Raw genomic sequence first — 23732 nt, 5'->3', positions numbered from 1 at the left:
TCGCGCGCAGCCGATTTCGAGAGAGAGACACATGTCCGTTACGCAACCCCACCTCGATACACACCATGACGACCACCATGGTCACAAGCAGTCGTTTGCCGAACGCTGGTTCTTTTCGACCAACCATAAAGACATCGGTACGCTGTACCTGATTTTCTCGTTCGTGATGTTCATCATCGGTGCCGCGATGTCGGTGCTGATTCGTTACGAACTGATGAAACCGGGCTTGCAGTTGCCGGGCGGTCCCGAGTTCTTCAATCAAATGACGACGGTGCACGCACTGGTCATGATTTTCGGTGGCGTGATGCCGGCCTTTGTGGGCCTCGCCAACTGGATGATTCCGTTGCAAATCGGCGCGCCGGATATGGCGATGCCGCGCATGAACAACTACTCGTTCTGGATCATGCCCTTCGCGTTCGCGATGTTGCTCGTCACCTTGTTCTTGCCGGGCGGCGCACCTGCCGGCGGTTGGACGATGTATCCGCCGTTGTTCTTGCAAGGCGGCGCCAACGTGGCGTTTGCCGTGTTTGCCGTGCACATGATGGGTATCAGCTCGATCATGGGCGCCATCAACATCATTGCCACCGTGCTGAACATGCGCGCGCCGGGCGTTGATTTGTTGAAGATGCCGATCTTTGCGTGGACCTGGCTCATCACTGCGTTCTTGTTGATTGCGGTGATGCCGGTGTTGGCCGGTGCAGTGACCATGCTGCTGACCGACAAGTTCTTCGGTACCACCTTCTTTGACGCCGCCGGTGGCGGTGACCCGGTCATGTACCAGCACATCTTCTGGTTCTTCGGTCACCCCGAGGTGTACATCATGATCTTGCCGGCCTTCGGCATCGTCAGCGAAATTCTGCCGACCTTCAGCCGTAAGCCGCTGTTCGGTTATCAGGCGATGGTGTACGCGACCGCCGCGATTGCGTTCTTGTCCTTCATCGTGTGGGCTCACCACATGTTCGCCGTCGGCATGCCGCTGGGTGGCGAAATCTACTTCATGCTCGCGACCATGTTGATCTCCGTGCCGACCGGCGTGAAGGTCTTCAACTGGGTCAGCACGATGTGGAAGGGCTCACTCACGTTCGAAACCCCGATGTTGTGGGCGATCGGTTTCGTGTTCTTGTTCACCATCGGTGGTTTCTCGGGCCTGATGTTGGCCTTGGTGCCCGCTGACTTCCAATACCACGACACCTACTTCGTGGTTGCGCATTTCCACTACGTGTTGGTGACGGGCGCGCTGTTCTCGATCATTGGTGCCGTGTACTACTGGTGGCCGAAGTGGACGGGTCGCATGTACAACGAAACCTTGGGCAAGTTCCACTTCTGGTGGACCATGGTGTTCGTCAACTTGCTGTTCTTCCCGCAACACTTCTTGGGTCTGGCCGGTATGCCGCGCCGAATCCCGGACTACAACGTGGTCTTCGCAGATTGGAACTTCATCAGCTCGATTGGTGCGTTCGGCATGTTCGTGACGCCATTCCTGATGGCGTACATCTTGATCAGCTCGTTGAAGAACGGCCAAAAGGCTGAAGCACGTGCATGGGAAGGCGCAAAGGGTCTGGAATGGACCGTGCCGTCGCCGGCACCACATCACACCTTTGAAGTGCCGCCGGTGATCAAGCCGGGCGACCTTGCACACGACGACATCACGCACTGAGTCGAGTCGAATGGATGATCGCGCCGACAACAAGACAGTCGCCGCCGGACGCAAACGCGCCCGGCGTACTGCCTTGTGGTTTGGTTTGATTGCCGTCGCGATCTACGCGGCTTTCATCTTGAGTGGAGTCATCGGCCGTGGCCACTGATCCACACAAGTCCAACACCCGCGGCTTGGGCAAATTGCTCATTGTGGTGGCCATGGCGTTTGCATTTACGTTCTCGCTCGTGCCCCTGTATCGCGTGGCCTGTGAAAAGGTATTCGGCGTCAAAGTCGACCAAGGCCCGGCCAAGGGCGCGAAAGCGAAAGAAGCCGTCGATCCGAATCGTTGGGTCACTGTGGAATTCGGCGGCGTGGTGAATTCGAAATTGCCGTGGACCTTTCATCCGAATACGCGTTCGATGAAGGTGCAAGTCGGCAAGCAATACGAAACCAGCTATTTCGCCAAGAACATCAGCAACGCGGTGGTTGTTGGCAACGCGGTGCCGTCTGTTGAACCCGCGCGCGGCTCGGGTTATTTCAACAAGACCGAATGTTTCTGCTTTACCGAACAAAAGTTGGCCGCAGGCGAAACCAAGGACATGCCTGTGCGCTTCATCATCGATCCTGCCTTGCCGGCAGACGTGAAAACGCTGACCTTGTCCTACGTCTTTTACCAAAATGATTCGTTGACCGACTCCGTGCGCCATTCGGCTGCCGGGACATTATCGTCGTCCGCGAAGTCCGCCCCTTGATTGTTGAATTGAGATATCGCCATGGCTGAAGCCCACGCTCACTCAAACCCTTCCGAACGCTACTTCGTTCCGCATTCGAGCCGTTGGCCGATCGTGGCGTCGTTGGCATTGTTCGTGACGATGTTCGGTTTCGCCATCATGTTGAACGAAGTGTCGTTCGGCAAGTATGTGTTCTACGCAGGCTTGGTCTTCCTCGCCATCGTCATCTTCAAGTGGTTTGCCGATGTGGTGGGTGAATCGGTGCGCGGTTTCTACAACCGCCAAGTCGACACCTCATTCCGCATGGGCATGATGTGGTTCATCTTCTCGGAAATCATGTTCTTCGCTGCGTTCTTCGGCGCGCTGTTCTACACCCGCCAATACGCATTGCCGTGGTTGGCCGGTGAAGGCCATGGCGTGATGACCAACGAGTTGCTGTACAACGGCTACACCGGCGGCTGGCCGGCAAATGGTCCGCTCTCCATCGGTGGTCATTTCCAAACGGTCGGCGCTTGGGGCCTGCCGCTTCTGAATACCCTGCTGTTGTTGAGCTCGGGCGTCACCATCACCATCGCGCACCATGCCTTGAAGGCCGGCCAACGCCAAACCTTGTTGGTGTTTTTGGGTCTCACAGTTTTGTTGGGCTGCACCTTCTTGTTCTTCCAGGCTGAGGAATATATCCACGCCTACAGCGAATTGAACTTGAAGTTGAGCTCGGGTATTTACGGTTCAACCTTCTTCATGTTGACCGGCTTCCACGGCTTGCACGTCACCTTGGGCACGATCATGTTGATCGTGATTTGGTTGCGTTGCTTCCGCGGTCACTTCTCGCGCGATGACCACTTCGGTTTTGAAGCCGTGGCGTGGTATTGGCACTTTGTGGACGTGGTGTGGTTGATGCTGTTTATCTTCGTCTACGTGCTGTAAGCGAAGCGATTCACGCAACAGAAGTTAAAACGGTGGGGCGGTTAGCCGCCCACACCGTGCGGTGTGATCCAGCCCATGTAAATGGCCAGGATGACCAGCAAGATCATCGCCACCGAGAATGCAATGCGGCGCGTCAGCGCATTGACGGTGCGTTTCGTCTGGCCCTTATCGACCAGCATGTAGTACAGACCCGCGCCGAGATTCCAGAGGATCACGATGAGGAATCCGACGATCAATACGAGCTTCAACGACGGGTTCATGGCAGGCGTTACCGAGGCTTTGAAGCCTCGATTATCGCAATTCGCACGCTCGGGATGTGAGTGATGACTTCAACGCTTCGCAGATTCTGGAAGTACTGGCTGCTCGCTGCGGTCGTCATCGCCTTGTTTGTGCGTTTGGGCGTGTGGCAGTTGCACCGCAAGGCCGAGAAGGAAGCCCTGTTTGCGCAAGTGCAGGCGCAAGTTGACGCGCGCAAGTCGCAACCCCTGTCGCTCGCATTTACGCGTGATCGCATGCAGGACTTTGATTGGGCAGAAGGTCGCTGTGCGCTCGAAGGGCGTCATGCCATCTTGCTTGATAACCAATTGAACGAAGGGCGCGCCGGCGTGCGCGCGTTTGCCCCGTGCGCGATCGATGACACCGGCCGCAGCGTGATGATCGACTTTGGTTGGTATCCCTTGGCCGCGAATCGCACGATGCCGCGCCCGATTCTGCCCACCGCATTGGATGTGCGCGGTGTGTTGATGCCGCCGCCCTCCGGTGGTCTGGTGGCAGACCAAGTTCAGAAGGGCAGTGGCGTGACGGTAGTGACGCGCATAGACGCGCAGTCCTTGAAACAAGCATTGGGCAATACGCCGGTGGCGCCGCGCGTCTTGCGATTAGACCCGGCATTAAAAGTGGGCGGATTGCGTGATTTTCACGTCTTCCCCTCGACGATGCCGCCCGAAAAACATTTTGCATATGCCGTGCAGTGGTTCGCCATGGCGGCAGCCATTCTTATCATCACAGTGTTGTTGAGCCTGAGGGCTAAGAAACCATGAATGTTCCAGACACGCGCGGTACGACGACGCGCAACAAACGCATCTTGACGATTGTCGCGGTCGCGTTCTTGGGGAGTTTTGCGCTGGCGGGCATTCTTCGCTATTCCGGCTGGCGCCCCGAAGGTTTGAAATCCAAAGGGGAATTGCTGCAGCCCGCGGTTGATGTGCATCAGATTCAACCGAAGCTAGCCGACGGCACGCCGTATCCGTGGAACCCGATTGAGCGCAAATGGCGCATCTTGGTTGTGCCGTCCGCGAACTGCGCCGCGCAGTGCACGCAGTTGGCCGGTCAGCTCGATACCTTGTGGCAAATCTTAGGTAAGGACGCGCCACGCGTGGATCTGTTGTGGTGGGCAGCGGTGCCTGAAGGCGCACCTGCGACGAGTCACCCGAGAGCGTTGATGGCGGACCCTGCGTTGCTTGGCAAACTGCCACGCGCGATGGATGCCACGGGCCCGGTCACCTATATTCTCGATCCCAATGGATTTGTCGTGTTGCGTTACAAGCCGGGTACGGACCCGAGTGATATTCGCACCGATCTTTCAAGGCTGTTAAAACTGCGATGAACCGTCCTCTTGTGCCCGTGGTGTCACGCCACTTCCATCGTTTGGCATGGTTTGCGGCCATTCTTGCGTTCTGCGTGATTGTGTTCGGTGCTTTCGTGCGTTTGTCCAACGCCGGTCTGAGCTGTCCCGATTGGCCGACCTGTTATGGCCAAGCCGCATGGCCGAAGACGGTTGAAGATGCCGCGTCTCACGCCGCATCCAACATCCGACAGTTCGACGACACGCGCGCATGGCGCGAACAAGTGCACCGCCAACTGGCCGGTGGCTTGGGCGTATTGGTGTTTATCTTGGCGATCGGCGCGGTGCGCAAGCGCGCGAAGGGCATCTTGCAGGTGGTCGGTGCCTCGGCCTTGGTCGCGATCTCGATCTTCCTTTACATGAAGGGCGCGCAGATCGATGCATTGACGCCTGAAGTTCGCTTGTCGCCCGAGTCTTTGCCTTGGTTTGAAGGTGCGGCCGCACTGGCGAGCATCGGCGAATTGATCTTGCTGTTTGCAGCCTGGCGTTGGTCGAACAGTGACCTGTCGCGCATCGCCGTGCTGACATTGGCGATGATCATCGTGCAGGCTTTGCTTGGCATGTGGACAGTGACTTGGTTGCTGAAACCCATCGTTGTCATGAGTCACTTGTTAGGTGGCTTCACAACCTTTGCGCTCTTGGTCTGGATGGCATGGCGCGCGACGAATGTGCCGATCAATCTGGCGGATGCGCAGAAGATTCGCGTGTGGGTCGTTGTGGGCTTGGTGGTGCTGGGCATTCAAATCGCCTTGGGTGGCTGGACCAGCTCCAACTACGCTGCGCTCTCCTGCGGCGCGGGCAAATCCTTGGCCTATTTCCCGAAATGTGCGGGACAGTGGTGGCCGGACGCGAACTTCAGTGAAGGTTTTGTGCTGTGGCGCGGGATTGGCGTCGACTACGAAGGGGGCGTGCTCGATGGCGCATCTCGCATCGGCATCCAACTTGTGCACCGGGTCATGGCCGTCGTCGTCTTCCTGTATTTGTGGGTGCTGGCCTTGAAGTTCATGCGCATGCCGGGCATGCGCGGGTGGGGCACCACGATTGCGCTCCTCGTCAGTACGCAAGTCTGCTTGGGGATTGCCAACATCGTGTATGCCTTGCCCTTGAAGGTGGCCGTTGCGCACAATGGTGTCGCGGCGCTCCTCTTGTTCGCTCTGGTGAGCTTGCTAGCGCGCCTTCAATCTCCCATTGAGGCATCCTCGACGCCATGAGCATTTGGCAAAGCTATTGGTCACTGACGAAACCGCGCGTGGTGGCACTGATCGTGTTCACCGCCTTGGTCGGTGTGTTCTTGGCGATCGATGGCTTGCCGACGCAAGCCGAGCTAAAGCTGGCCATCCTCGGATTGCTCGGCATTTGGTTGGCAGCGGCCTCTGCAGCGGCCATCAATCATTTGTTGGATCGTCGCATTGACGAAAAGATGGCGCGCACCAAAGGTCGCCCATTGCCGACACACGCATTGGCGCCAAAACAAGTGCTGACGTTTGCGGTGGTGTTGGCTGTGCTTTCAATGGCCATTCTGTTGATTGGCGTGAATTGGGTGTGTGCGGCGTTGACCTTTGCCTCGATGATTGGCTACGCCATCATCTACACCGCGTGGTTGAAGCACGCGACACCGCAGAACATTGTGATTGGCGGCATCGCCGGTGCGGCGCCACCGCTGCTTGGTTGGTCTGCCATCACGGGCATGCAAGGGCAGTGGGACTGGGCACATGCCTTACTGCTGGTGCTGATCATCTTCGTGTGGACGCCGCCGCACTTCTGGGCATTGGCGATTTTCCGTCGCGCCGACTACGCACGTGCATTAGTGCCGATGTTGCCGGTCACGCATGGTGTCGAGTACACGCGCTGGCAGATTCTGCTTTACACGTTGTTGCTCTTCGTCGTCAGTGTGCTGCCTTGGGTCGCGGGGATGAGCGGCGTGTTCTATTTGGTCGGTGCGGTCATCCTAGGCGCCGTATTCGTGTGGTACGCATGGAAGTTGCAAAACCCGCCAGACGAGTTCTTCGCCATGCGCGTGTTCCAGTATTCCGTGGTCTACCTCATGGCCTTGTTCGCATTCTTGCTCGTCGACCACTGGTTGCTGCCATGGCTGCGCCCGGCTGCGACGATGGAATGGATGCGAATCGCCTGACGCGATGTGTTGCCGCTCATGTGAGCAGCGACAACACCAATGCGTTGATGGCGTAGCCACCGACAATCAACCAAATGAACACCGCTGATGCGAGCAGCAAGGGCTTCACGCCCGCCTGCTTCACCGCGCGCCAGTGCGTGCGCACGCCGAGTGCACCCATGGCGGCAGCAAGAATCCAGTTGTCGAATTGCAAGATGCCGGTGACCCACTTCGGGTCCAGCAAGTGCAGCGAGTTGAACGCGCCAACGACCATGAAGAGGACCGCAAACCACGGAATCACCAACGGCGTACGCGTATGCGTCGCGGATTCCATGCGTGCACGCAACCACCATGACAACACAAACAGGAACGGTGCCAACAAGATGACGCGAATCATCTTTTCGATCACGGCATAGTTCGCGGCTTCTTCACTAAATGTGCGGCCCGCAACAATGACCTGCGCCACCTCGTGAATCGTGCTGCCGGCATACAAGCCATAGGCATAGTGGTTCATGCCGAACGCATGACCCAGCAGCGGATAGATAAACATCGCCAAGGTGCCGAACACGACGACCGTCGCGACCGCGACCGACACCGTGTGTGCCTTCGCTCGAAGCACCGGTTCAGCCGCGAGCACCGCAGCCGCACCGCAAATCGCGGAGCCTGTGCCCACGAGGAGACTCGTTTCATCATCGAGCTTGAAGACCCGGCGGCCTAACCACAATGTCACCACCACGACACTGATCACCATGAGCACGGCGATCACGATGCCCGGAACGCCCACGCGCGCAATGTCTTGGAAGGTGAGCTTGAAGCCAAACAAGATGATGCCGAGGCGCAAAAGCTTGGCCTTGGCAAATTCCAAACCGGGATCTAACGCGGGCACATTTGAAATCACGCCACTGTTGCCAACTAAGAGGCCCAACAAGATCGCCAACGGCAACGCAGATAGACCCGCGTTTTGGAAAATCTCAAATCGCGCCAGCCATAGCGCGAATGCACCCAAAATCAACGCAAATGCTGCCCCTGGAAAAACACGCTTCCACATCGGCTTCGCTGCCGCGGCTTGTACCTCAGTTGCCACGATCAGCCACTCGTGTTGTCAACAAGTCTCGGAGTTCCATTTTCTCTTCCTGTGTGAGTTCACTGATGCGATCTCGGAGCGCATCAATCCGTTGCGTACGCATTCGGCTTTCCAATTGCGCGAACACGCCCGTCATTTCTTCGAGCCAACTGTCGTGGTCACCGGGCAGGCTGATGCCGGCCAAGGTGGCGAGTGAGCCGTGCGCACCGTGCGCGTCAAAAGCTTCCAACAAACCGCCCGTGGTCAACTGCGGCCGTGCATGCAAGGTTTCAATCAGTGCAATCAGTAGCGGCACGCCTGGCTCATCCAAGCCTTCAATGACACGCGGGTCTGGAATGTCGAGCGCGAGGCTTGGGTCTTGCAAGAGCAAACTGATCGCATGGCGGACCAAGCTTCGCTTCACGTGCATCGATCGGTTTTGACCCGCGACCTGTCCTTGCGGTGTTTTGCCGAGGTCGACACCGGTCAGTTCGCGAACGCGTGCTACGAGTGCGTCTCGAAATCCGCCATCCGGAATCTTGGCGATGTCTTCGCGGCAGCGATCAAGCAGGGTTGCCTTGCCGCTCGTCGTGGTCAATGACAAGCCATGCGCGCGCTGCGAAAAATAGAACTCAGACAGATCCATCGCTGAATCCAAGCGTGTGTTGAACGCTTCCGCGCCTTCCGAACGCACGATCGTGTCGGGGTCTTCGCCGTCGGGTAAGAACAAGAACTGCGCACGGCGACCATCGCGCATCGCAGGCAGGACAGATTCCACAGCCTTCCATGCCGCGCGTCGACCTGCGTTGTCACCGTCAAAACTAAAGACTGCAGTGGGCGCACTTCGGAAGAGCAACTCTGCGTGTTCGGGCGTCGTCGCCGTGCCGAGCGTGGCAACAGCGAAATCAATGCCGTGCTGCGACAGCGACACCACATCCATATAGCCTTCCACGACGAGCAAGCGTTCCAGCTTGTTGCTGGCTTGCTTGGCTTGCCACAGGCCATACAACTCGCGGCCCTTATGAAAGAGCGGGGTTTCTGGTGAATTCAAATACTTGGGTGACTGTTCGTCACTCAACACGCGGCCACCGAATCCAATCACGCGACCGCGTCGGTCGTGAATCGGAAACATCACACGGTGACGAAACTTGTCGTACACGCGGCCGTTGTCATTGCGCGAGAACATGCCGGCTTTCTCGAGGACTTCCATGCGACGTGCATCGGTGCCCAGGCGCGACATCAGTCCGTCGAAGCTGTCCGGTGCGTAGCCGATGTTGAAGCGTTCGATCGTGGCGGCATCTAAACCGCGGCCGTCCAAATAGCTGCGTGCCACGGTGCTCGTTGTCAGCTGCGCTTGATAGAAGCGCGAGGCTGCATCCAAGCCGCCAAACAGGGGTTCGGCTTCTGCATTCCGGTTCTGTTGGCGCGTGTCTTTGGGCACTTCAACGCCGGCTTGCTTTGCCAGCTCGTCAATCGCGTCGAGAAATTCGAGGCGATCAAAGTTCATCAAGAAACTGATGGCAGTACCGTGCGCGCCGCAACCGAAGCAGTGATAGAACTGCTTGTTCGGCGAAACGAAGAACGAAGGTGAGCGTTCGTTATGAAAGGGGCAACAAGCGGTGTACTCGTTGCCCTTCTTCTTCAGCGGAACGCGTGCCTGCACCACTTCCACGATGTCCGTGCGTGCAAGCAAGTCATCGATGAATTGATCGGGGATGCGTCCCACGGGGCTCCGGTGTTGCGGCTCAGCTCAAACGCTGCTTGACCCATTTTGACACGAGTGACATGTCGGCTTGACCCGCCAAGCGCGGTTTCAGCACGCCCATCAACTTACCCATGTCGGCAGCCGAGCTGGCACCGGTTTCTGCGATTGCGGCATCAACCGCAGCAGCGATGTCTTCTTCGCTCATCTTGGCCGGTAAATACGTATCGATGATGGCGAGTTCGTCGCGTTCGATCACCGCAAGGTCTTCGCGCGCAGCGGCTTCGAACTGACTGATCGAATCCCGGCGTTGCTTCACCATCTTTTCAAGCACAGCGAGCACGGCAGCATCATCGAGCTCGATGCGCTCGTCGACTTCCTTTTGCTTGATGGCGGCATTGATGAGGCGGATCACGCCGAGTTTCGGCTTATCGCCGCCCTTCATGGCCGCTTTCATGTCTTCGGTGAGTTGTTGCTTCAACGACACGGGAATTCTCCAAAGGCTAAAAACACAAAAAGCCGGCTACGCGTGTGCGTGCCGGCTTCATATGCCAAACAATCGCGACTCAGTACAGGCGCTGGCGCTTGGTCACGTCGCGCGACATGCGGCGCGCTTGGCGCTTCACGGCGGCGGCAGCTTTACGCTTACGTTCCTGCGTCGGCTTTTCGTAGAACTCGCGCTTACGCACTTCGGCAAGGACGCCTGCCTTTTCGCAGGTGCGCTTGAAGCGGCGCAGGGCAAATTCAAACGGTTCGTTTTCGCGGACTTTTACGGCTGGCATGTGCAATCTCTGAAATGAAAACACGACCTGACGGTCGAGGGTGAGCCGCATATGGTAGCGCAGGTTCAGAGTTTTGCGCAATGGGGGTACTCTATGCACATGCGTGTACTCGGAATTGAATCATCCTGCGATGAGACGGGCGTAGCCGTCTACGATACGGCCCGGACAGGCGCTGAAGGCCTGCTTGCCCACGCGGTGTACAGCCAAATCGACCTGCATGCCGCCTATGGTGGCGTGGTGCCTGAGCTGGCGAGTCGCGACCATGTGCGCAAATTGCTGCCCTTGGTGCGGGAAACGCTGCGCGAGGCAGGGCTGGAGACCACCGATCTGGACGGTGTGGCCTATACAGCGGGCCCCGGCCTGGTTGGGGCGCTCATGGTGGGGGCTGGCTTTGCGCGGTCTCTCGCGTGGGCGCTGGAGGTGCCTGCGGTGGCGGTCCACCACATGGAAGGCCACCTGCTGGCGCCGCTTATGGAAGACAACCCGCCGGAACCGCCGTTTGTGGCCCTGTTGGTGTCGGGTGGGCACACCCAATTGGTCCATGTCGCGCGCATCGGTGACTACCGCTTGCTGGGCGAAACCTTGGACGACGCCGCCGGCGAGGCCTTCGACAAGACCGCCAAGCTGATGGGGCTGCCCTATCCGGGTGGGCCGCAACTGGCCAAGTTGGCTGGCGAAGGGCGTCCGGGCCAATTCAAATTTTCGCGTCCGATGGTCGATCGTCCCGGTTTGGATTTTTCTTTCAGCGGTTTGAAGACGCAGGTGCTGTTGGCCTGGCGGGGTTCAGACCAAAGCGATCAAACACGCGCGGATATTGCCTTGGCCTTTGAAGAAGCGGTGGTCGATACCTTGCGCATTAAATGTGAGCGCGCGCTGGATGCAGCGGCTTGCGACACCTTGGTGATTGCAGGCGGCGTGGGTGCGAACCGTAAATTGCGCGCACAGCTGCAGGTCATGGCTGAAAAACGCGGGGGCCGTGTGTGTTTTCCGCGTCCCGAGTTGTGTACCGACAACGGCGCGATGATTGCCTTCGCGGGCGCCTTGCGCTTGGAAGCAGGTGAGTCGGTCGATTTGCAAGTGAAGGTTCAACCGCGCTGGGACATGGCAAGCTTAGCCGCCATCGACACGATTTCAGGAAATCGAGCATGACCGACGTGGTGTTTATCGAGGCACTCGAAATTGAAGCTTTGATCGGGATCTACGATTGGGAGCGCCGCGTGCGTCAAACCTTGTCGTTCGATATTGAAATGGCATTCGACAATCGTGTGCCGGCTGCGAGCGACGACATTCAACACACCTTGAACTACAAAGCGGTGAGCAAACGTTTGATTGAGTACGTGCAGTCCACCGGGTTTGGTTTGGTGGAAACCTTGGCCGAACGCTGTGCCGAAATCATCTTGAGCGAGTTCGATGTGCAACATGTGCGCTTGAAGCTCAGCAAGCCGGGTGCGGTGCGTGGTGCGCGTGCGGTCGGTGTGCGTATCGAACGCAGTCGCAGTCAGTAACCCAATGACTTTGGCGTTATTGAGCTTGGGCAGCAACCAAGATGCCGAGCGCCATTTGGCGGCGGCGCGCGAAGCATTGGCTGCGCGATTCGGTGACGTCGTGTTTTCTGCGGCTTACGTATTTCCGGCGGTGGGATTTGACGGTCCCGATTTCTTGAATGCAGGCGCGTATCTGCAAAGCGATTTGGATGTCTTCGCGTTGAATGACTGGCTGCATGCATTGGAAGATGCGCATCATCGTGATCGCAGTGGTCCGCGTTTCGGTGATCGGACCTTGGATATCGACATCGTTTACTTTGGCGACCACGTCATCTCAGGGCCTGGCCATTTGCAGATTCCGCGATCGGATATCAAACATGCCTTTGTGTTGAAACCTTTGGCGGAAATCGCGCCTGAGTTCATTGACCCTGTGCGTGAATTGCCGCTTGCTGAAATGTGGCGCGCACACCCGGACTACATGCGTCCGTATGAAGTGCGCATGATCGCAGGCTATCCGTAACTGAGCGCTGCTCCGTTGCCTTACGGCACGAGCATGCGGCCACCATCCAAACGCAAGGTTTCACCTGTGGTGAATCGCGCATCGAGGATCAGCCAGGCAACTGCATTGGCAACTTCTTCGGGCGTCCCGGCGCGTTTCAGGGGCGTACGCGTAATGATGTCCGCCTGATACGCCGTCTGTGCATCGGCCGCATCTGGGCTTTCCGGCCACAAAATGGCGCCAGGTGCGACCGCGTTCACGCGAATATCGGGTGCCAATTCCACTGCCAATGCACGTGTCATGGCTTGCAGCGCGGCCTTCGCCATCACGTACAAGGCGTGATCGCGTAACGGCCGTTCGACATACACATCCACCATGTTGACGATGCAACCGTGTTGCGCAGCGAGATGCGTATGTGCCGCTTGCGCCAGAAAATACGGGGCACGCACATTGGCGGCAAATGCGGCATCCCACTGTGCGGGTGTCGTGCTGCCCACGCGGGTGACGTCAAAGGTCGAGGCGTTGTTGACCAGGGCATCCAGTCGACCAAAGGTGTGGATGCAGGATTCGACCAGTGCGGGCACGCTTGCGAGATCACTCAAGTCCGCTTGTAGCGTCACCGCGCCACCGGGACGTGCGTCGTTCAAACCCGCGACCAATGCATCGGCTGCTGCGCGCGAGCGATGACAATGCACGGCGACATTGAAGCCGCGCGCGTGCAATTCGCGCACGATGGCCGCGCCTAAGCGTTTGCCGGCACCGGTCACCAATGCCACGGGCACGTTGGAAGTCGTCATGGCCGTATCTTCGCATGATCGCGACAGCCAAGCTCCCGACCACATACCCGGCACAGCTTCGGCGATATCCTAGACGCTCACTTTCTATTATGGTTCGACGTGGTCACCATTCCAGCACCTGATGAGGACGCGCGCGCGCACAGCGACACGCTGCGTGCCGGCCTCCAGCAATTCATCGCCGCCGAGGGCGGGCGCATCCCATTCTCCAAATTCATGGAGCTGTGTTTGTATGCACCGGGCTTGGGCTATTACAGCGCAGGTGCACGTAAGTTCGGTGCTGCGGGTGACTTTGTCACGGCGCCAGAGCTGGGCGCACTGTTTGCACAATGCTTATCGGAAGCGACCGCACCCGTCTTGCGGCAGTTGGAAAACACCGGCGACTTCTTGGAAATCGGTGGCGGCAGTGGTGCGCTGGCCGTAGATTTGATGCAGGCCTTCGAGGCGCAAGGCATCCTACCGCGGACATACAACATCTTGGAGCCGAGTGCCGACCTGCGTGAGCGACAAGCAGAGCGCGTGCGTGATGTGTTGCCGGCGCACTTGGCGCAGCGCATCACATGGTTGGATGGCCCCTTGTCCGAACCATGGCGCGGTGTGGTGTTTGCAAACGAAGTGATCGATGCCTTGCCGACGACGCGATTTGTGATCGGCGAAGACGAAGTATTCGAGGAATACGTCGAAGTCGAAGGCGACGAATTTATCGTGACGACGCAGCCTGCCGACGCGTTGACGACTGCAGCGGTGCGCAATATTGAATCGCGTTTGGATGCGCCGCTCGCCGAGGGCTATCGGTCTGAAGTCTTGCCGCAATTGCCCTATTGGGTGCAGGCGGTGATTGGCCCGATGGAAGCGGGCGTGATGGTGTTTGCCGACTACGGCTATCCGCGCCGCGCGTATTACCATCCGTCGCGCACAGATGGCACCTTGCGTGCTTTCAGACGCCACCATGTGGTGAGTGACGTGTTGGCGTGGCCAGGATTGCAGGACATCACCGCATCGGTGGATTTCACGGCGTTGGCAGAAGCCGGTACGGGTGCGGGCTTTACATTTGCGGGTTACTGCACGCAAGCGGACTTCTTGATGGCCAATGGCTTGGAAAAATTTGCATCCTTAGCCGAGAGTGCCTGCGCGGATGAAATCGCACATCTGCGTGTGCGTGAGCAAGTGAAGCGACTGACCTTGCCGTCGGAGATGGGCGAGCGTTTCCAAGTGATGGGCTTCTCGCATGGCGTCGATTTTGAAGCGGCCTTCTTGTTGGGCGACCGGAGCTACAGCCTGTGATGCACGCGGGACGTTCTTTGCGCGCGTTCAAGCGACCCGCGCTGTGGGCCACGCTGTGGACCGTCGGCATCATGTTGGCCGTCGTACTCTCACTGTTGCCACCCGCGGATATTCCGAGCCCACCATTGGGCAATGACAAAGTCGGCCACTTCTTCGCTTACTTCGTGTTGATGGCCTGGGCTGTGATGCTGTATTCGCAACGTGCAAGCTGGGTGGCGTCAGCCGTGCTGTTATTCGCACTTGGCATCGCCATGGAATATTTGCAAGGCGCGATGCACCAAGGTCGACAGCGTGACTTGAACGACATCTACGCAAATATGCTGGGCGTGATTGGCGGTTTTGCACTGTGTCTCACGCCATTGCAACGCGGTTTGATCTGGCTCGATCGGCGGCTGCCTTAAGCTGCGCGTGCCTGATGGATGGCCTGTATGCGTGCTTTTCGTAATGCAGCGCCAACCGCTGGTCCACTTAAACCCGGTGCAACATCACTCGCGCGCACCGCTGCGGCCACTGCAAATAAGCGCCTGAGTTCGTCCGCCGAAGGGTAAGGCGTGGATTGCAAACCCGCGCGGCCACGCTTGTCGGCTTCGCAGGTTGCTGCGAGCGCATCGATGCGTTCGGGATCACGAAATGCATCATTGCGTTCGAGCAATTCGAGCACGGTGCTGTCTTTCAATTCAAAGATGCGATGCACATTCAAGTGTTCTTTGCAGACGCTGAGCGCCAACTGCCGATGCCGGAGGGGCACACGCAAGCGCTCGCAAACCGCATTGACCAAAGGCACGCCGCGTTGCTCATGCATGATGTGCTTCGGCAGTTCATCCTTTGGGGTGACCGCTTTGCCTAAGTCATGAACCAAGGCGGCGAAACCGATACGGTCATCACCCGGTGCAATCTGGGCTGCTTGTTGCAAGACCAGTTCTGTATGGAGGCCGGTGTCGACTTCAGGGTGATATTCCGCGCGCTGCGGCACGCCATAGAGCGCGTCGACTTCCGGTAAGACGACGCGCAAGGCATTCGACTCACGCAATGCACGTATAAAAGCATCCGGCGCTGCGCTGGCAAGGGCGCGTTGCATTTCTTGCCAGACGCGTTCGGGCACCAAGTGTTCGAGTTCACCGCGTGCGCTCATCTCGCGCATCAGCGCTACGGTTTCGGGCGCGATGCGAAAACCTAAAGGTGCGAATCGCGCCATAAACCGCGCTGCACGCAACACGCGCAAGGGATCTTCCGCGAATGCCGCGCTCACATGACGCAGCACGCGCGCTTCGATATCTGCGCGTCCATGAAACGGATCGATGTAATGCCCGTCTGCATCTTGTGCGATGGCATTGATCGTGAAATCTCGACGTTCCAAATCTTGTTCGAGCGTGATTTCAGGTGACGCATGCACCGTGAAGCCGGTGTAGCCCTTGCCGGATTTGCGCTCGGTGCGCGCCAAGGCGTGCTCTTCCTGCGTGTGCGGATGCAAGAACACCGGGAAATCCCGACCCACTTGTTTGAAGCCTTGTGCAAGCATGGCTTCGACCGTCGCGCCAACCACGACAAAGTCGTGATCACTCTGTGCGTGGCTGATGCCAAGCAAAGCATCGCGTACGGCGCCACCGACTAAAAAGGTCTGCACTTGAGAGATGCCCTCAGTGCGGCGCCGGGCAGGTGAATCGCGTGCGTTGGCCGGTCATGCGGCCGGCGATGCGATCGGTCAATCGCAAGGCATCCCCTCGCATACGCCAGTCATACAACACGCTAAACGCCAACACGCGCGGGACATATTCACGGGTCTCTTTGTAGCTGATGGTTTCAATCCACATGTCAGGATCAAAGCTGCCGCGTTGCGATGTCCAGCGTGCGACGGGACCCGGGCCCGCGTTGTAGGCTGCGATGGCATAGGGCAACTGCCCGTACTTGTTCCACATCTCGCGCAAGTACGCGGTGCCTAAGGTGATGTTGATATCAGGGTCATACAAAGTCTGGCTGCTGGCGTAGGGCACGCCGAGTCGATTTGCCGTCGCCATCCCGGTCGCTGGCATCAACTGCATCAGGCCGATTGCACCGGCGGGTGATTTCACCGTCGGGTCAAACAAACTTTCCGCGCGGATTTCAGCAGCTACCCAGGCCGGATCGAGCGCGTTCTTACTCGCTTCGCGTGTGATGGTTTCGGTGTGATAGATCGGGAATCGCAAGCGATACAAACGTGCTTCTTCCGGATCCTTCAAGTTGAAGCCATACACGCCGCGGTCAAACCATCCATCCTTCTGGGCGATCTCGATGGCGGCAAAACGTTGTTCACGCGTCATCGGCGCAACCGCATCTGCCCATTCTTTCGCGGCCCATTCTTTGCGACCGATGCGGCGAAGTGCCATCGCGCGTTGCAAGCCTGCATTGCTACGGACCGAAGCGACGGGCAACACGGGCGCATACTCGCACAGTGCATAAGGTGCCTGCAATCGATCGGCCGCCAAATAGCCATGGAATTCCGATTTCTGTGCGGCCTTGCGATAGTTCTCACGCGCACCGGCGGCATCACCGATCAACTCGCTGAAGCGTGCATCGAAGTAATACCAGCGTGCGCTATCACGTTGTTCGGCCGGCATGGCACGAATCGCGGCACGCGCTCCGCGCCAGTCAGAACGCGCCATCGCTTCTCGCACACGGACTTCATTGAAGCGCTCGTCGTAGGCGATCGTTGGCACCGCATTCAAGCGTCGCAATGCTTCGGGTTCGTATGACACGGCCGATTGCACTGCAATTTCATTCAATACTTTGCCGCGTTCCGCATCATTCAGACCGAAGGCTTCGACGTATCGTGGCAGCGTCATCTCTGCCGTTTCAGGGCTCGATTTCGCCAAACGCACCAAGCCGGCGGTGATGACCTTTCGGCTGCGTGCATCTTTCGGCCAGTTCATTGCTGTGTCTTGCACCGTGGTCATGAAGCTCGCATAGGCGTTCGCAATGGCGGCTTCTTCAACCGGCAAACCGCGTGCGGTCTCACGAATCACGTTCGGTTCGTTGCCATCAATCGCGCTGTCGATGCGTTGCCAGCGTTGCGCGTTGTCAACCAAGCCGCGCGATTCAAGCTGTTGCATCACCGGCATGCACGTTTCGGAAAACGGTTGGCCCTTGCTGTACATGGGGCGTAGTGCCTCGGCCCATTGTGTGTCTTTCGAACCACCCATTGCGCGTGCGAAGGCAGCTAAACAACGTTCGTTGTCCGACTTGGCATTGAGATCTGCGAGGCGTGCGAGCTCGTTCCATTGCACACGCCGGGAGAGGGTTGGCAACCAAAACGTGCTGAAGGTTCTACCGACAGCATCCTTCGGATGGCGTTGCAAAAACGCACTGCCTTGGCTCAGCGTGAGTGTGTCCAGCGCGCGCCGCAGCTCGGCATACTCGAGCCAACTGGCCAACGGGTGATGTGCCAAAGCGGCTTTCTGTTCGGCGCTCAAGGTGCCGCGTTCGGCATCGATCAATGCGTTTTTCATCGCGAGATCAGAGGCGCTCAGTGCGGCATCCGGATCTGCGGCTTGAACGGGGTAAACGTTGAGCGCGGGATCTTTGACGGCGACTTGCGGCGGTTGCGCGTGCCCACGCGGCGAGCAGGCGGCGAGGGTCAATGCCACCAATCCCAGCTGGATGGATTTTTGAAGAGTCATGCAAAGACTATAGCCGAGGCCGCCTATCCACTCGGCGAATTGCAGAGGTTCGGATTCAGCTTGGGTCTTGTGCGTTCGCGTGTTGCACAGTGAATGCGTGCGCCGGTACGTCAAATTCTGCTGACAAAGCCAAATGGTCGGAAAATGCAGCCTTAAATGCTTCCAGTTTCGACACCTTGAGACTGTCGGTCATCAAAATATGATCGATCGCGCGGTTCGGTGACCAGCTTGGAAATGTATTCACTTGGCAATGCGGTGGCTGCAGGCGCGTGCGATTGAACAGCACCGCCATTTCAGGTTGTGCAATGGTGCAATTGAAGTCGCCCATCAGCACCGCATGTTTTGCGTTCGATAACAGCTCAGAGATAAAAGTCAGCTGCGCAAGCCGCGAGCTCGCGCCCAATGACAAATGCGCGATCGCGACCGTAAGCCCTTCTTCGCCCTCGCCAAACTTCGCCACCAATACGCCGCGGCCTTTGACGCGGCCGGGCAGGGAATGGTCTTTCACTTCGACAGGCGGGAGTTGGCTCAACAAGCCGTTGGCGCTTGAGGCCAAGCCACCGACACTTCGGTTGGTTTGATGCGTCCAATAGGCGAAGCCGGCACGGTTGGCCAGATAATGCGTTTGATTGGTGAAGCCGGAACGCATGCTGCCAGGATCGGCTTCTTGCAAGCCGACAATGTCATAGGCGCCTGCTAAATCCGCAATGGCGTCCAATGCAGTGCGTTTGCCGCCAAGCGGCAGTACATGGGACCAGCTGCGCGTCGCGTAATCGCTATAGCGGCGCGTGCTGGATCCCGCTTGAATATTTGCACTCAGGAGCCGCAAGCTGCGGCGCCCGGGTGCTTGGCCGTCACTGTGCGGCATTGTCCTTCAATACGAGTGCCGTTGCGATGCGCAGCATGTCTTCTTGCGTCCTTCCCAGCACGCGGTACTTGCCATTGACGATCAGCGTCGGCGTGCCTGCCACTTCGCTGCGACGCGCAAATTGCACGGCTTGGTTCAGGCGGCCCTTCATCGCAAAGCTATCCATTGCGCCAGCCATTGCTTTGGCATCCACACCGTGACTTGCAAGGAAGGCCAACACGTCTTGGCGCGAAGCATTGGGCTTCAGCACGCGGTCGATATGGATCGCATTGAACATGCGGTCGTGCACCTTCGGCAATTGATTGGTCATTTCCGCCGCGAAGAAAACGCTGGCCATCGAATCATTGTCGCCGCCGGACATCGGAAGGGCTGCAAAACGAACGGTCTTCGGCAGCAAGGGCTTCCATGCGTCCACCAATGGTTGGAATTCCGCACAGTGCGGGCACCAGTACGCAAAGACTTCAGCGATTTCGCCGGTTTCACCATTGGTCAAAGGTTGCCAAGGCGAACCATCCTTGATCACCACATAGTCATTGCCTTCGACCGGCGCCGGGCCCGTTTGCACTTGTTCCATGATGACTTTTGCTGCGGCTTGCGCTTGCGCAGCGATCTGCGGATCCATCGGCGTTTCAGCGGAGGGCGCGCTGGCAGCGGCTGGCGTGTCGGTGGCACCTGCAGCAGGTGTGCTTGTGGTGTCTTTGTTACAGGCGGTCAGGCCTAGGGCCAGGGTGGCTGCCAACAACAGCGGTTTGATAAGAGAGGACATGAAAACTCCGGGTTGATTTCAACGAGGTGTAGTTGCAGACAACTTCTGGATCAATTGGTTCACGATACGAAATTGATCGTCAACGCTTTGTCCGAGTACGCGATAGCGACCATTGACGACCAAGGTGGGCGTGCCACCGACTTCAGCTGCAATCTCAAAATTGCGCGCGCGCTGCATGTCCGCGAGCACTTCCTTGCTGCGCATCAACTTGGCGAGTTCTTCACGATCAGGACCGAACGCACTGAGGTAGGCGGCATATTCGTCGATCGATGCATTGATCGGGAAATCCCCTTTTTCGTGGATCGACTTGAACAGGCCGTCGTGGGCGCGCGCAATGATGTTCTTGCGCAGGCCGGCAAAGTAGGCGAGACCATTGGGGTCATCCAGATTGAATGCGGCGGGCACATAGGTGACGCGCACGTTCTTCGGAACTTTGGCTTTCCAGGCCGCGAACGCAGGCTGGAAGTGCGCGCAGTGCGGGCAGCTGTATGAAAAGACTTCAACCACTTCAACTTTGCCCGCCAGCGGTTGCCACGGTTTCCCATTAGGCATCTCGACATAGTCGACGCCGGCTTCGATCGGCCTGTCAGCGGCAAATACCGGCATTGCGAACAGGGCGAGGGTGGTGACTAACAAGAGCTTCAGAAGGCGATGCATGGGTGTTCTGCTCCGAAAAATAAAAACGCCGGCCCAATCATGAACCGGCGTCGTGATCTTGCAACTGAATCGAAGGATCAGTGCGCAGCAGGTGCCGCTTCTGCTGCGGCCGGTTCAGCGCTTGCGGGGGCAGCCGCGGGCGCCGGTGCCGGTTCTGCGGCCGGCAAGGCCATGAACTTGGCGACGCGATCACCGTCGGCCTCTTCGGAACGTTCGTGCAAGCCTTGCACGTAGGAGCCGAGCGCTTTGATTTCTTCGTCGGTCAAGGTCTTGGCTTCCATCGCCATGACTTCATGCAGCTTGTCGCCCTTCACGGTGCTTTCAAGATCACGGTATTCGGTCAAACGACGGCTGACGTACCAATCTTGTTGACCGCTGATGTGCGGATACGCCGGACCCGGATTGCCTTTGCCGTCCGGACCGTGACAAGCCATACACGCGACGATGCCGCGCTTGGCGTCGCCACGCAGGTAGAGCTGCTGACCGATTTCATAGAACTTCATGCCCTTGTAGGGGCTCTTTTCGTCGGTGACTTCGGTTTCATCGGCCACGCCAGCACCCGATGATTGGGTCGCGTAGTAGGCGCCGACATCACGCATGTCTTGTGCACTCAATGCAGTCGCATACGGAATCATCAAGCCGGCATTGCCGGTGGTGCGATGACCCGATTTAAACATCGCCAATTGGCGCGCGATGTAGCGCTCCCCGAGGCCTGCGAGGCGCGGATACAGCGCAGCATTGGTGCCATTGCCGTCAAGGCCGTGGCAAGCAGCACACGCACCGGCTTTCGCGGCACCGGCCTTGGCGTCGCCCCAATGGGTGGCGTCGAGGGCTTCAAGCGCCTTCGGATCAGGACCCGCAACCGGGGTTGCAGCGGCCGTGGTGTCAGCAGGTGCCGCTTCAGCGGCAGGCGCTGCAGCTTCGGCGGTGGCCGGCGCATTTTGCGCGACGGCGTAGCCAGCCAAAGCCAGCGCGGCGATGCCGGCAACACTCCAAGTGCGAAGGTGACGCATGGGAACTCCCGAAAAAATGAACGTGGGGCATATCGGCCCCAAACTCTGAGATTATCGGATTCATCCGGCGTCGGGTCAATCTTGGCCGGGCATGCCATCCTATGTCGTATGAGTAATCCTTTTGCCCGCGCACGCTATGTCCTGTCTGCGCATACCCCGCGCCAACTGCCGCCGACCTCTTTGAAAGAGGTGGCGTTCGCCGGCCGCTCCAACGCCGGCAAGTCCAGTGCCTTGAACGCCATTTGTCAGCAAAACGCGCTTGCGCGCGTGTCAAAGACGCCTGGCCGCACCCAGCAGTTGGTCTTCTTCGACATGCCCCAGCACCCGGATATCTATCTGGTCGACCTGCCGGGCTACGGCTACGCGAAGGTGCCCAAGGACATGCAGGCGCACTGGCAGGCCTTCATTTATCAGTATTTTCAAACCCGATCTCAGCTGTCTGGTTTGATCGTGGTGATGGATATTCGTCATCCATTGCGTGAATACGACCACCAAATGCTGACCTATGCGGTCGAAAACAAGCTGCCTGCCCACTGTCTGCTCACCAAAGCAGACAAGTTGTCGCGCGGCGCCGCCGGTAACACCTTGCAGGCGGTGCGCAGTGAGCTCAATCGCACATACGGTGATTCGGTGTCCGTACAAGTGTTTTCAGGTGAGGCGAAGACGGGTGTGGACGAAGTACGTGGGGTACTCGGCCGCTGGCTCGGAATCGCCGTATAGTGTTCGCCCGACACCTTTAAGGAAGCTGCATGTCCGGACCCAGTGCGCACAACGAAACGCTGATTACCGGGCGTGAGCAATTGGTTGAAGTCCTCGCCTCTGGTGAGAAGCCGCGCAGCGATTGGCGGATTGGTACCGAGCACGAGAAGTTTGGTTTCCGATTGGATGATTTGCGCCCGCCGACGTTTGAAGGCGAGCGCGGCATTGAAGCCCTATTGAAAGGTTTAACCCGTTTCGGCTGGGAGCCCTATGCCGAAGACGGTAAGGTCATTGCACTCTTGCGCGACGGTGCCTCGGTGACCTTGGAGCCCGCAGGTCAGTTGGAGCTCTCTGGCGCCCCGCTGCTGGATATACACGAGACCTGTCGCGAAGTCGGCACGCATTTGAATGAAGTGCGACAAGTGGCCGACAGCCTCGGGCTTGGATTCCTCGGGATGGGTTTCCAACCGAAGTGGACACGTGCGGACATGCCGTGGATGCCGAAAGGCCGCTACAAAATCATGCGCGAATATATGCCGAAGGTCGGTCAGCTCGGTCTCGACATGATGACGCGCACCTGCACCGTGCAAGTCAATCTGGATTACGCAAGCGAAGCGGACATGATCAAGAAGTTCCGTGTCTCACTTGCACTGCAGCCGGTGGCAACGGCACTATTTGCCGACTCGCCATTTACCGAAGGCAAGCCGAATGGCTATTTAAGCTATCGCTCGCACATTTGGACCGATACCGATCGTGACCGCACGGGCATGCTCGATTTTGTTTTCGACGAGGGCTTCGGTTACGAACGCTACGTCGATTATTTGTTGGATGTGCCGATGTACTTCACCTATCGCAATGGTGTGTACATGGATTACGCCGGGCATTCCTTCAAGAAATTCCTAGCGGGCGAACTGGACGGATTGCGCGGCGAGCTGCCGACCTTGCGTGATTGGAACGACCACATGACCACGGCGTTTCCGGAAGTGCGCTTGAAGAAGTATTTGGAAATGCGTGGCGCCGACGGCGGCCCTTGGGGTCGCTTATGTGCGCTGCCGGCGTTCTGGGTCGGCCTGTTGTATGACGATGAAGCGTTAGATGCCGCTTGGGATCTGGTGAAGAACTTCAGCATGGAAGAGCGCAATGCCTTGCGCGACGGTGTGCCGAAATATGCCTTGAAGTTGCCCTTCCGTGGCGCGACTGTGCGCGAGCTGTCGATCGAAGCATTGAAGATTGCCTCGGCGGGTTTGGCGCGTCGTGCGCGCGCAAACACCTGCGGCATGAATGAAGCCTGCTTCTTGGAAAGCATCATTGAAATCGCCGAAAGCGGCGAGACTGCAGCTGAGCGCAAGTTGGATCTTTTCCACGGCCCTTGGGGTGGCGTGGTGGACCCGGTCTTCAAAGAATTTGCGTATTGATGATCTAGATCAGGTCGTT

At 58.2% G+C, this 23732-nt stretch carries 27 protein-coding genes; 15 read left to right on the top strand and 12 right to left on the bottom strand.

Annotated elements, in window-relative coordinates; translation table 11 throughout:
• Window positions 1–31: 31 nt before the first annotated feature.
• Genes ctaD through G7069_RS02850 form a run of 4 tightly spaced genes read left to right on the top strand, consistent with a single transcriptional unit; the run spans window position 32 to window position 3297 of the window.
• Window positions 32–1657: a cytochrome c oxidase subunit I gene (gene ctaD / locus G7069_RS02865; protein WP_166294080.1), complete on the top strand. Its 1626-nt coding sequence runs from the start codon at window positions 32–34 to the stop codon at window positions 1655–1657.
• A gap of 10 nt (window positions 1658–1667) precedes the next feature.
• Window positions 1668–1805 (top strand): hypothetical protein, encoded by a 138-nt coding sequence (locus G7069_RS02860; protein ID WP_166294078.1) that lies wholly within the window; start codon window positions 1668–1670, stop codon window positions 1803–1805.
• Window positions 1795–2391 carry a cytochrome c oxidase assembly protein gene (locus tag G7069_RS02855; protein WP_166294075.1) on the top strand — a complete coding sequence of 199 codons (597 nt, stop codon included), beginning with the start codon at window positions 1795–1797 and terminating at the stop codon, window positions 2389–2391. Before G7069_RS02860 ends, G7069_RS02855 begins: the two co-directional genes overlap by 11 nt.
• A gap of 21 nt (window positions 2392–2412) precedes the next feature.
• A complete protein-coding gene (locus G7069_RS02850; protein WP_166294073.1) occupies window positions 2413–3297 on the top strand; it encodes a cytochrome c oxidase subunit 3 in 885 nt (294 codons plus the stop codon).
• A gap of 41 nt (window positions 3298–3338) precedes the next feature.
• Here G7069_RS02850 and G7069_RS02845 read toward each other — a convergent pair whose 3' ends face one another.
• Window positions 3339–3557, bottom strand: coding sequence for a twin transmembrane helix small protein (locus G7069_RS02845; protein ID WP_166294071.1), 219 nt, complete (start codon window positions 3555–3557; stop codon window positions 3339–3341).
• A 63-nt stretch (window positions 3558–3620) separates the two neighbouring features.
• Between G7069_RS02845 and G7069_RS02840 the strand changes: the two genes are divergently transcribed.
• The 4 genes from G7069_RS02840 to cyoE are packed head-to-tail and all read left to right on the top strand — an operon-like array spanning window position 3621 to window position 7055.
• A complete protein-coding gene (locus G7069_RS02840; RefSeq protein WP_166294069.1) occupies window positions 3621–4337 on the top strand; it encodes an SURF1 family protein in 717 nt (238 codons plus the stop codon).
• Complete coding sequence (locus tag G7069_RS02835) at window positions 4334–4903, top strand: hypothetical protein (protein ID WP_166294067.1); 570 nt, start codon at window positions 4334–4336, stop codon at window positions 4901–4903. The genes G7069_RS02840 and G7069_RS02835 overlap by 4 nt, the downstream gene beginning before the upstream one ends.
• Window positions 4900–6132, top strand: a complete 1233-nt coding sequence (locus G7069_RS02830) for a COX15/CtaA family protein (protein ID WP_166294065.1) — start codon at window positions 4900–4902, stop codon at window positions 6130–6132. Before G7069_RS02835 ends, G7069_RS02830 begins: the two co-directional genes overlap by 4 nt.
• Complete coding sequence (cyoE, locus tag G7069_RS02825; RefSeq protein WP_166294063.1) at window positions 6129–7055, top strand: heme o synthase; 927 nt, start codon at window positions 6129–6131, stop codon at window positions 7053–7055. The genes G7069_RS02830 and cyoE overlap by 4 nt, the downstream gene beginning before the upstream one ends.
• A 16-nt stretch (window positions 7056–7071) precedes the next feature.
• Here the strand turns inward: cyoE and G7069_RS02820 are convergent, their stop codons facing one another.
• The 4 genes from G7069_RS02820 to rpsU all read right to left on the bottom strand — a co-directional run bounded on the left by G7069_RS02820 (window position 7072) and on the right by rpsU (window position 10581).
• Window positions 7072–8118, bottom strand: a complete 1047-nt coding sequence (locus G7069_RS02820; RefSeq protein ID WP_240912615.1) for a YeiH family protein — start codon at window positions 8116–8118, stop codon at window positions 7072–7074.
• The gene (gene dnaG / locus G7069_RS02815) at window positions 8108–9823 is read right to left on the bottom strand and encodes a DNA primase (protein WP_166294061.1); all 1716 of its coding nucleotides are present in this window, start codon (window positions 9821–9823) and stop codon (window positions 8108–8110) included. The genes G7069_RS02820 and dnaG overlap by 11 nt, the downstream gene beginning before the upstream one ends.
• A 19-nt stretch (window positions 9824–9842) precedes the next feature.
• Window positions 9843–10286 carry a GatB/YqeY domain-containing protein gene (locus G7069_RS02810; protein ID WP_166294059.1) on the bottom strand — a complete coding sequence of 148 codons (444 nt, stop codon included), beginning with the start codon at window positions 10284–10286 and terminating at the stop codon, window positions 9843–9845.
• Window positions 10287–10365: 79 nt separating this feature from the next.
• On the bottom strand, window positions 10366–10581 hold the full coding sequence (gene rpsU / locus G7069_RS02805) for a 30S ribosomal protein S21 (RefSeq protein WP_166294057.1): 216 nt from the start codon (window positions 10579–10581) through the stop codon (window positions 10366–10368).
• 99 nt (window positions 10582–10680) lie between these two features.
• Here rpsU and tsaD point away from each other — a divergent pair, with 99 nt between their 5' ends.
• The 3 genes from tsaD to folK are packed head-to-tail and all read left to right on the top strand — an operon-like array spanning window position 10681 to window position 12585.
• Window positions 10681–11730 (top strand): tRNA (adenosine(37)-N6)-threonylcarbamoyltransferase complex transferase subunit TsaD, encoded by a 1050-nt coding sequence (tsaD, locus tag G7069_RS02800; RefSeq protein ID WP_166294055.1) that lies wholly within the window; start codon window positions 10681–10683, stop codon window positions 11728–11730.
• Window positions 11727–12086, top strand: a complete 360-nt coding sequence (gene folB / locus G7069_RS02795) for a dihydroneopterin aldolase (RefSeq protein ID WP_166294053.1) — start codon at window positions 11727–11729, stop codon at window positions 12084–12086. The genes tsaD and folB overlap by 4 nt, the downstream gene beginning before the upstream one ends.
• Window positions 12087–12090: 4 nt before the next feature.
• Window positions 12091–12585, top strand: coding sequence for a 2-amino-4-hydroxy-6-hydroxymethyldihydropteridine diphosphokinase (folK, locus tag G7069_RS02790; protein WP_166294051.1), 495 nt, complete (start codon window positions 12091–12093; stop codon window positions 12583–12585).
• Between the two features lie 20 nt (window positions 12586–12605).
• Here the strand turns inward: folK and G7069_RS02785 are convergent, their stop codons facing one another.
• Window positions 12606–13361 carry a pteridine reductase gene (locus G7069_RS02785; RefSeq protein WP_166294048.1) on the bottom strand — a complete coding sequence of 252 codons (756 nt, stop codon included), beginning with the start codon at window positions 13359–13361 and terminating at the stop codon, window positions 12606–12608.
• A 99-nt stretch (window positions 13362–13460) separates the two neighbouring features.
• On the opposite strand from G7069_RS02785, the gene G7069_RS02780 reads away from it, so the two are divergent.
• Window positions 13461–14642, top strand: coding sequence for an SAM-dependent methyltransferase (locus G7069_RS02780; RefSeq protein ID WP_166294046.1), 1182 nt, complete (start codon window positions 13461–13463; stop codon window positions 14640–14642).
• The gene (locus G7069_RS02775; protein ID WP_205758737.1) at window positions 14642–15043 is read left to right on the top strand and encodes a VanZ family protein; all 402 of its coding nucleotides are present in this window, start codon (window positions 14642–14644) and stop codon (window positions 15041–15043) included. The genes G7069_RS02780 and G7069_RS02775 overlap by 1 nt, the downstream gene beginning before the upstream one ends.
• Here G7069_RS02775 and G7069_RS02770 read toward each other — a convergent pair.
• The 6 genes from G7069_RS02770 to G7069_RS02745 all read right to left on the bottom strand — a co-directional run bounded on the left by G7069_RS02770 (window position 15040) and on the right by G7069_RS02745 (window position 21599).
• Complete coding sequence (locus tag G7069_RS02770; RefSeq protein WP_166294042.1) at window positions 15040–16266, bottom strand: multifunctional CCA addition/repair protein; 1227 nt, start codon at window positions 16264–16266, stop codon at window positions 15040–15042. The genes G7069_RS02775 and G7069_RS02770 overlap by 4 nt on opposite strands.
• Window positions 16267–16279: 13 nt before the next feature.
• Window positions 16280–18295, bottom strand: coding sequence for a lytic transglycosylase domain-containing protein (locus G7069_RS02765; protein WP_240912614.1), 2016 nt, complete (start codon window positions 18293–18295; stop codon window positions 16280–16282).
• 55 nt (window positions 18296–18350) lie between these two features.
• A complete protein-coding gene (locus tag G7069_RS02760; protein WP_166294040.1) occupies window positions 18351–19163 on the bottom strand; it encodes an endonuclease/exonuclease/phosphatase family protein in 813 nt (270 codons plus the stop codon).
• Entirely contained in the window at window positions 19150–19929 is a 780-nt protein-coding gene (locus G7069_RS02755; protein ID WP_166294038.1) for a thiol:disulfide interchange protein DsbA/DsbL, read from the bottom strand. Before G7069_RS02755 ends, G7069_RS02760 begins: the two co-directional genes overlap by 14 nt.
• A gap of 18 nt (window positions 19930–19947) precedes the next feature.
• Window positions 19948–20586, bottom strand: a complete 639-nt coding sequence (locus G7069_RS02750) for a thiol:disulfide interchange protein DsbA/DsbL (protein WP_166294036.1) — start codon at window positions 20584–20586, stop codon at window positions 19948–19950.
• Window positions 20587–20663: 77 nt separating this feature from the next.
• Window positions 20664–21599 (bottom strand): c-type cytochrome, encoded by a 936-nt coding sequence (locus G7069_RS02745; protein WP_166294034.1) that lies wholly within the window; start codon window positions 21597–21599, stop codon window positions 20664–20666.
• A gap of 108 nt (window positions 21600–21707) precedes the next feature.
• On the opposite strand from G7069_RS02745, the gene yihA reads away from it, so the two are divergent.
• Complete coding sequence (gene yihA, locus G7069_RS02740; protein WP_166294032.1) at window positions 21708–22319, top strand: ribosome biogenesis GTP-binding protein YihA/YsxC; 612 nt, start codon at window positions 21708–21710, stop codon at window positions 22317–22319.
• Window positions 22320–22348: 29 nt separating this feature from the next.
• Complete coding sequence (locus G7069_RS02735; protein WP_166294030.1) at window positions 22349–23713, top strand: glutamate--cysteine ligase; 1365 nt, start codon at window positions 22349–22351, stop codon at window positions 23711–23713.
• Window positions 23714–23732: the final 19 nt, after the last annotated feature.

The sequence above is a fragment of the Lysobacter sp. HDW10 genome (assembly GCF_011300685.1).
In the GTDB taxonomy this organism is placed as follows: Bacteria; Pseudomonadota; Gammaproteobacteria; order Xanthomonadales; family Xanthomonadaceae; genus Solilutibacter.
This window is presented reverse-complemented; position numbering and strand designations above follow the sequence as displayed.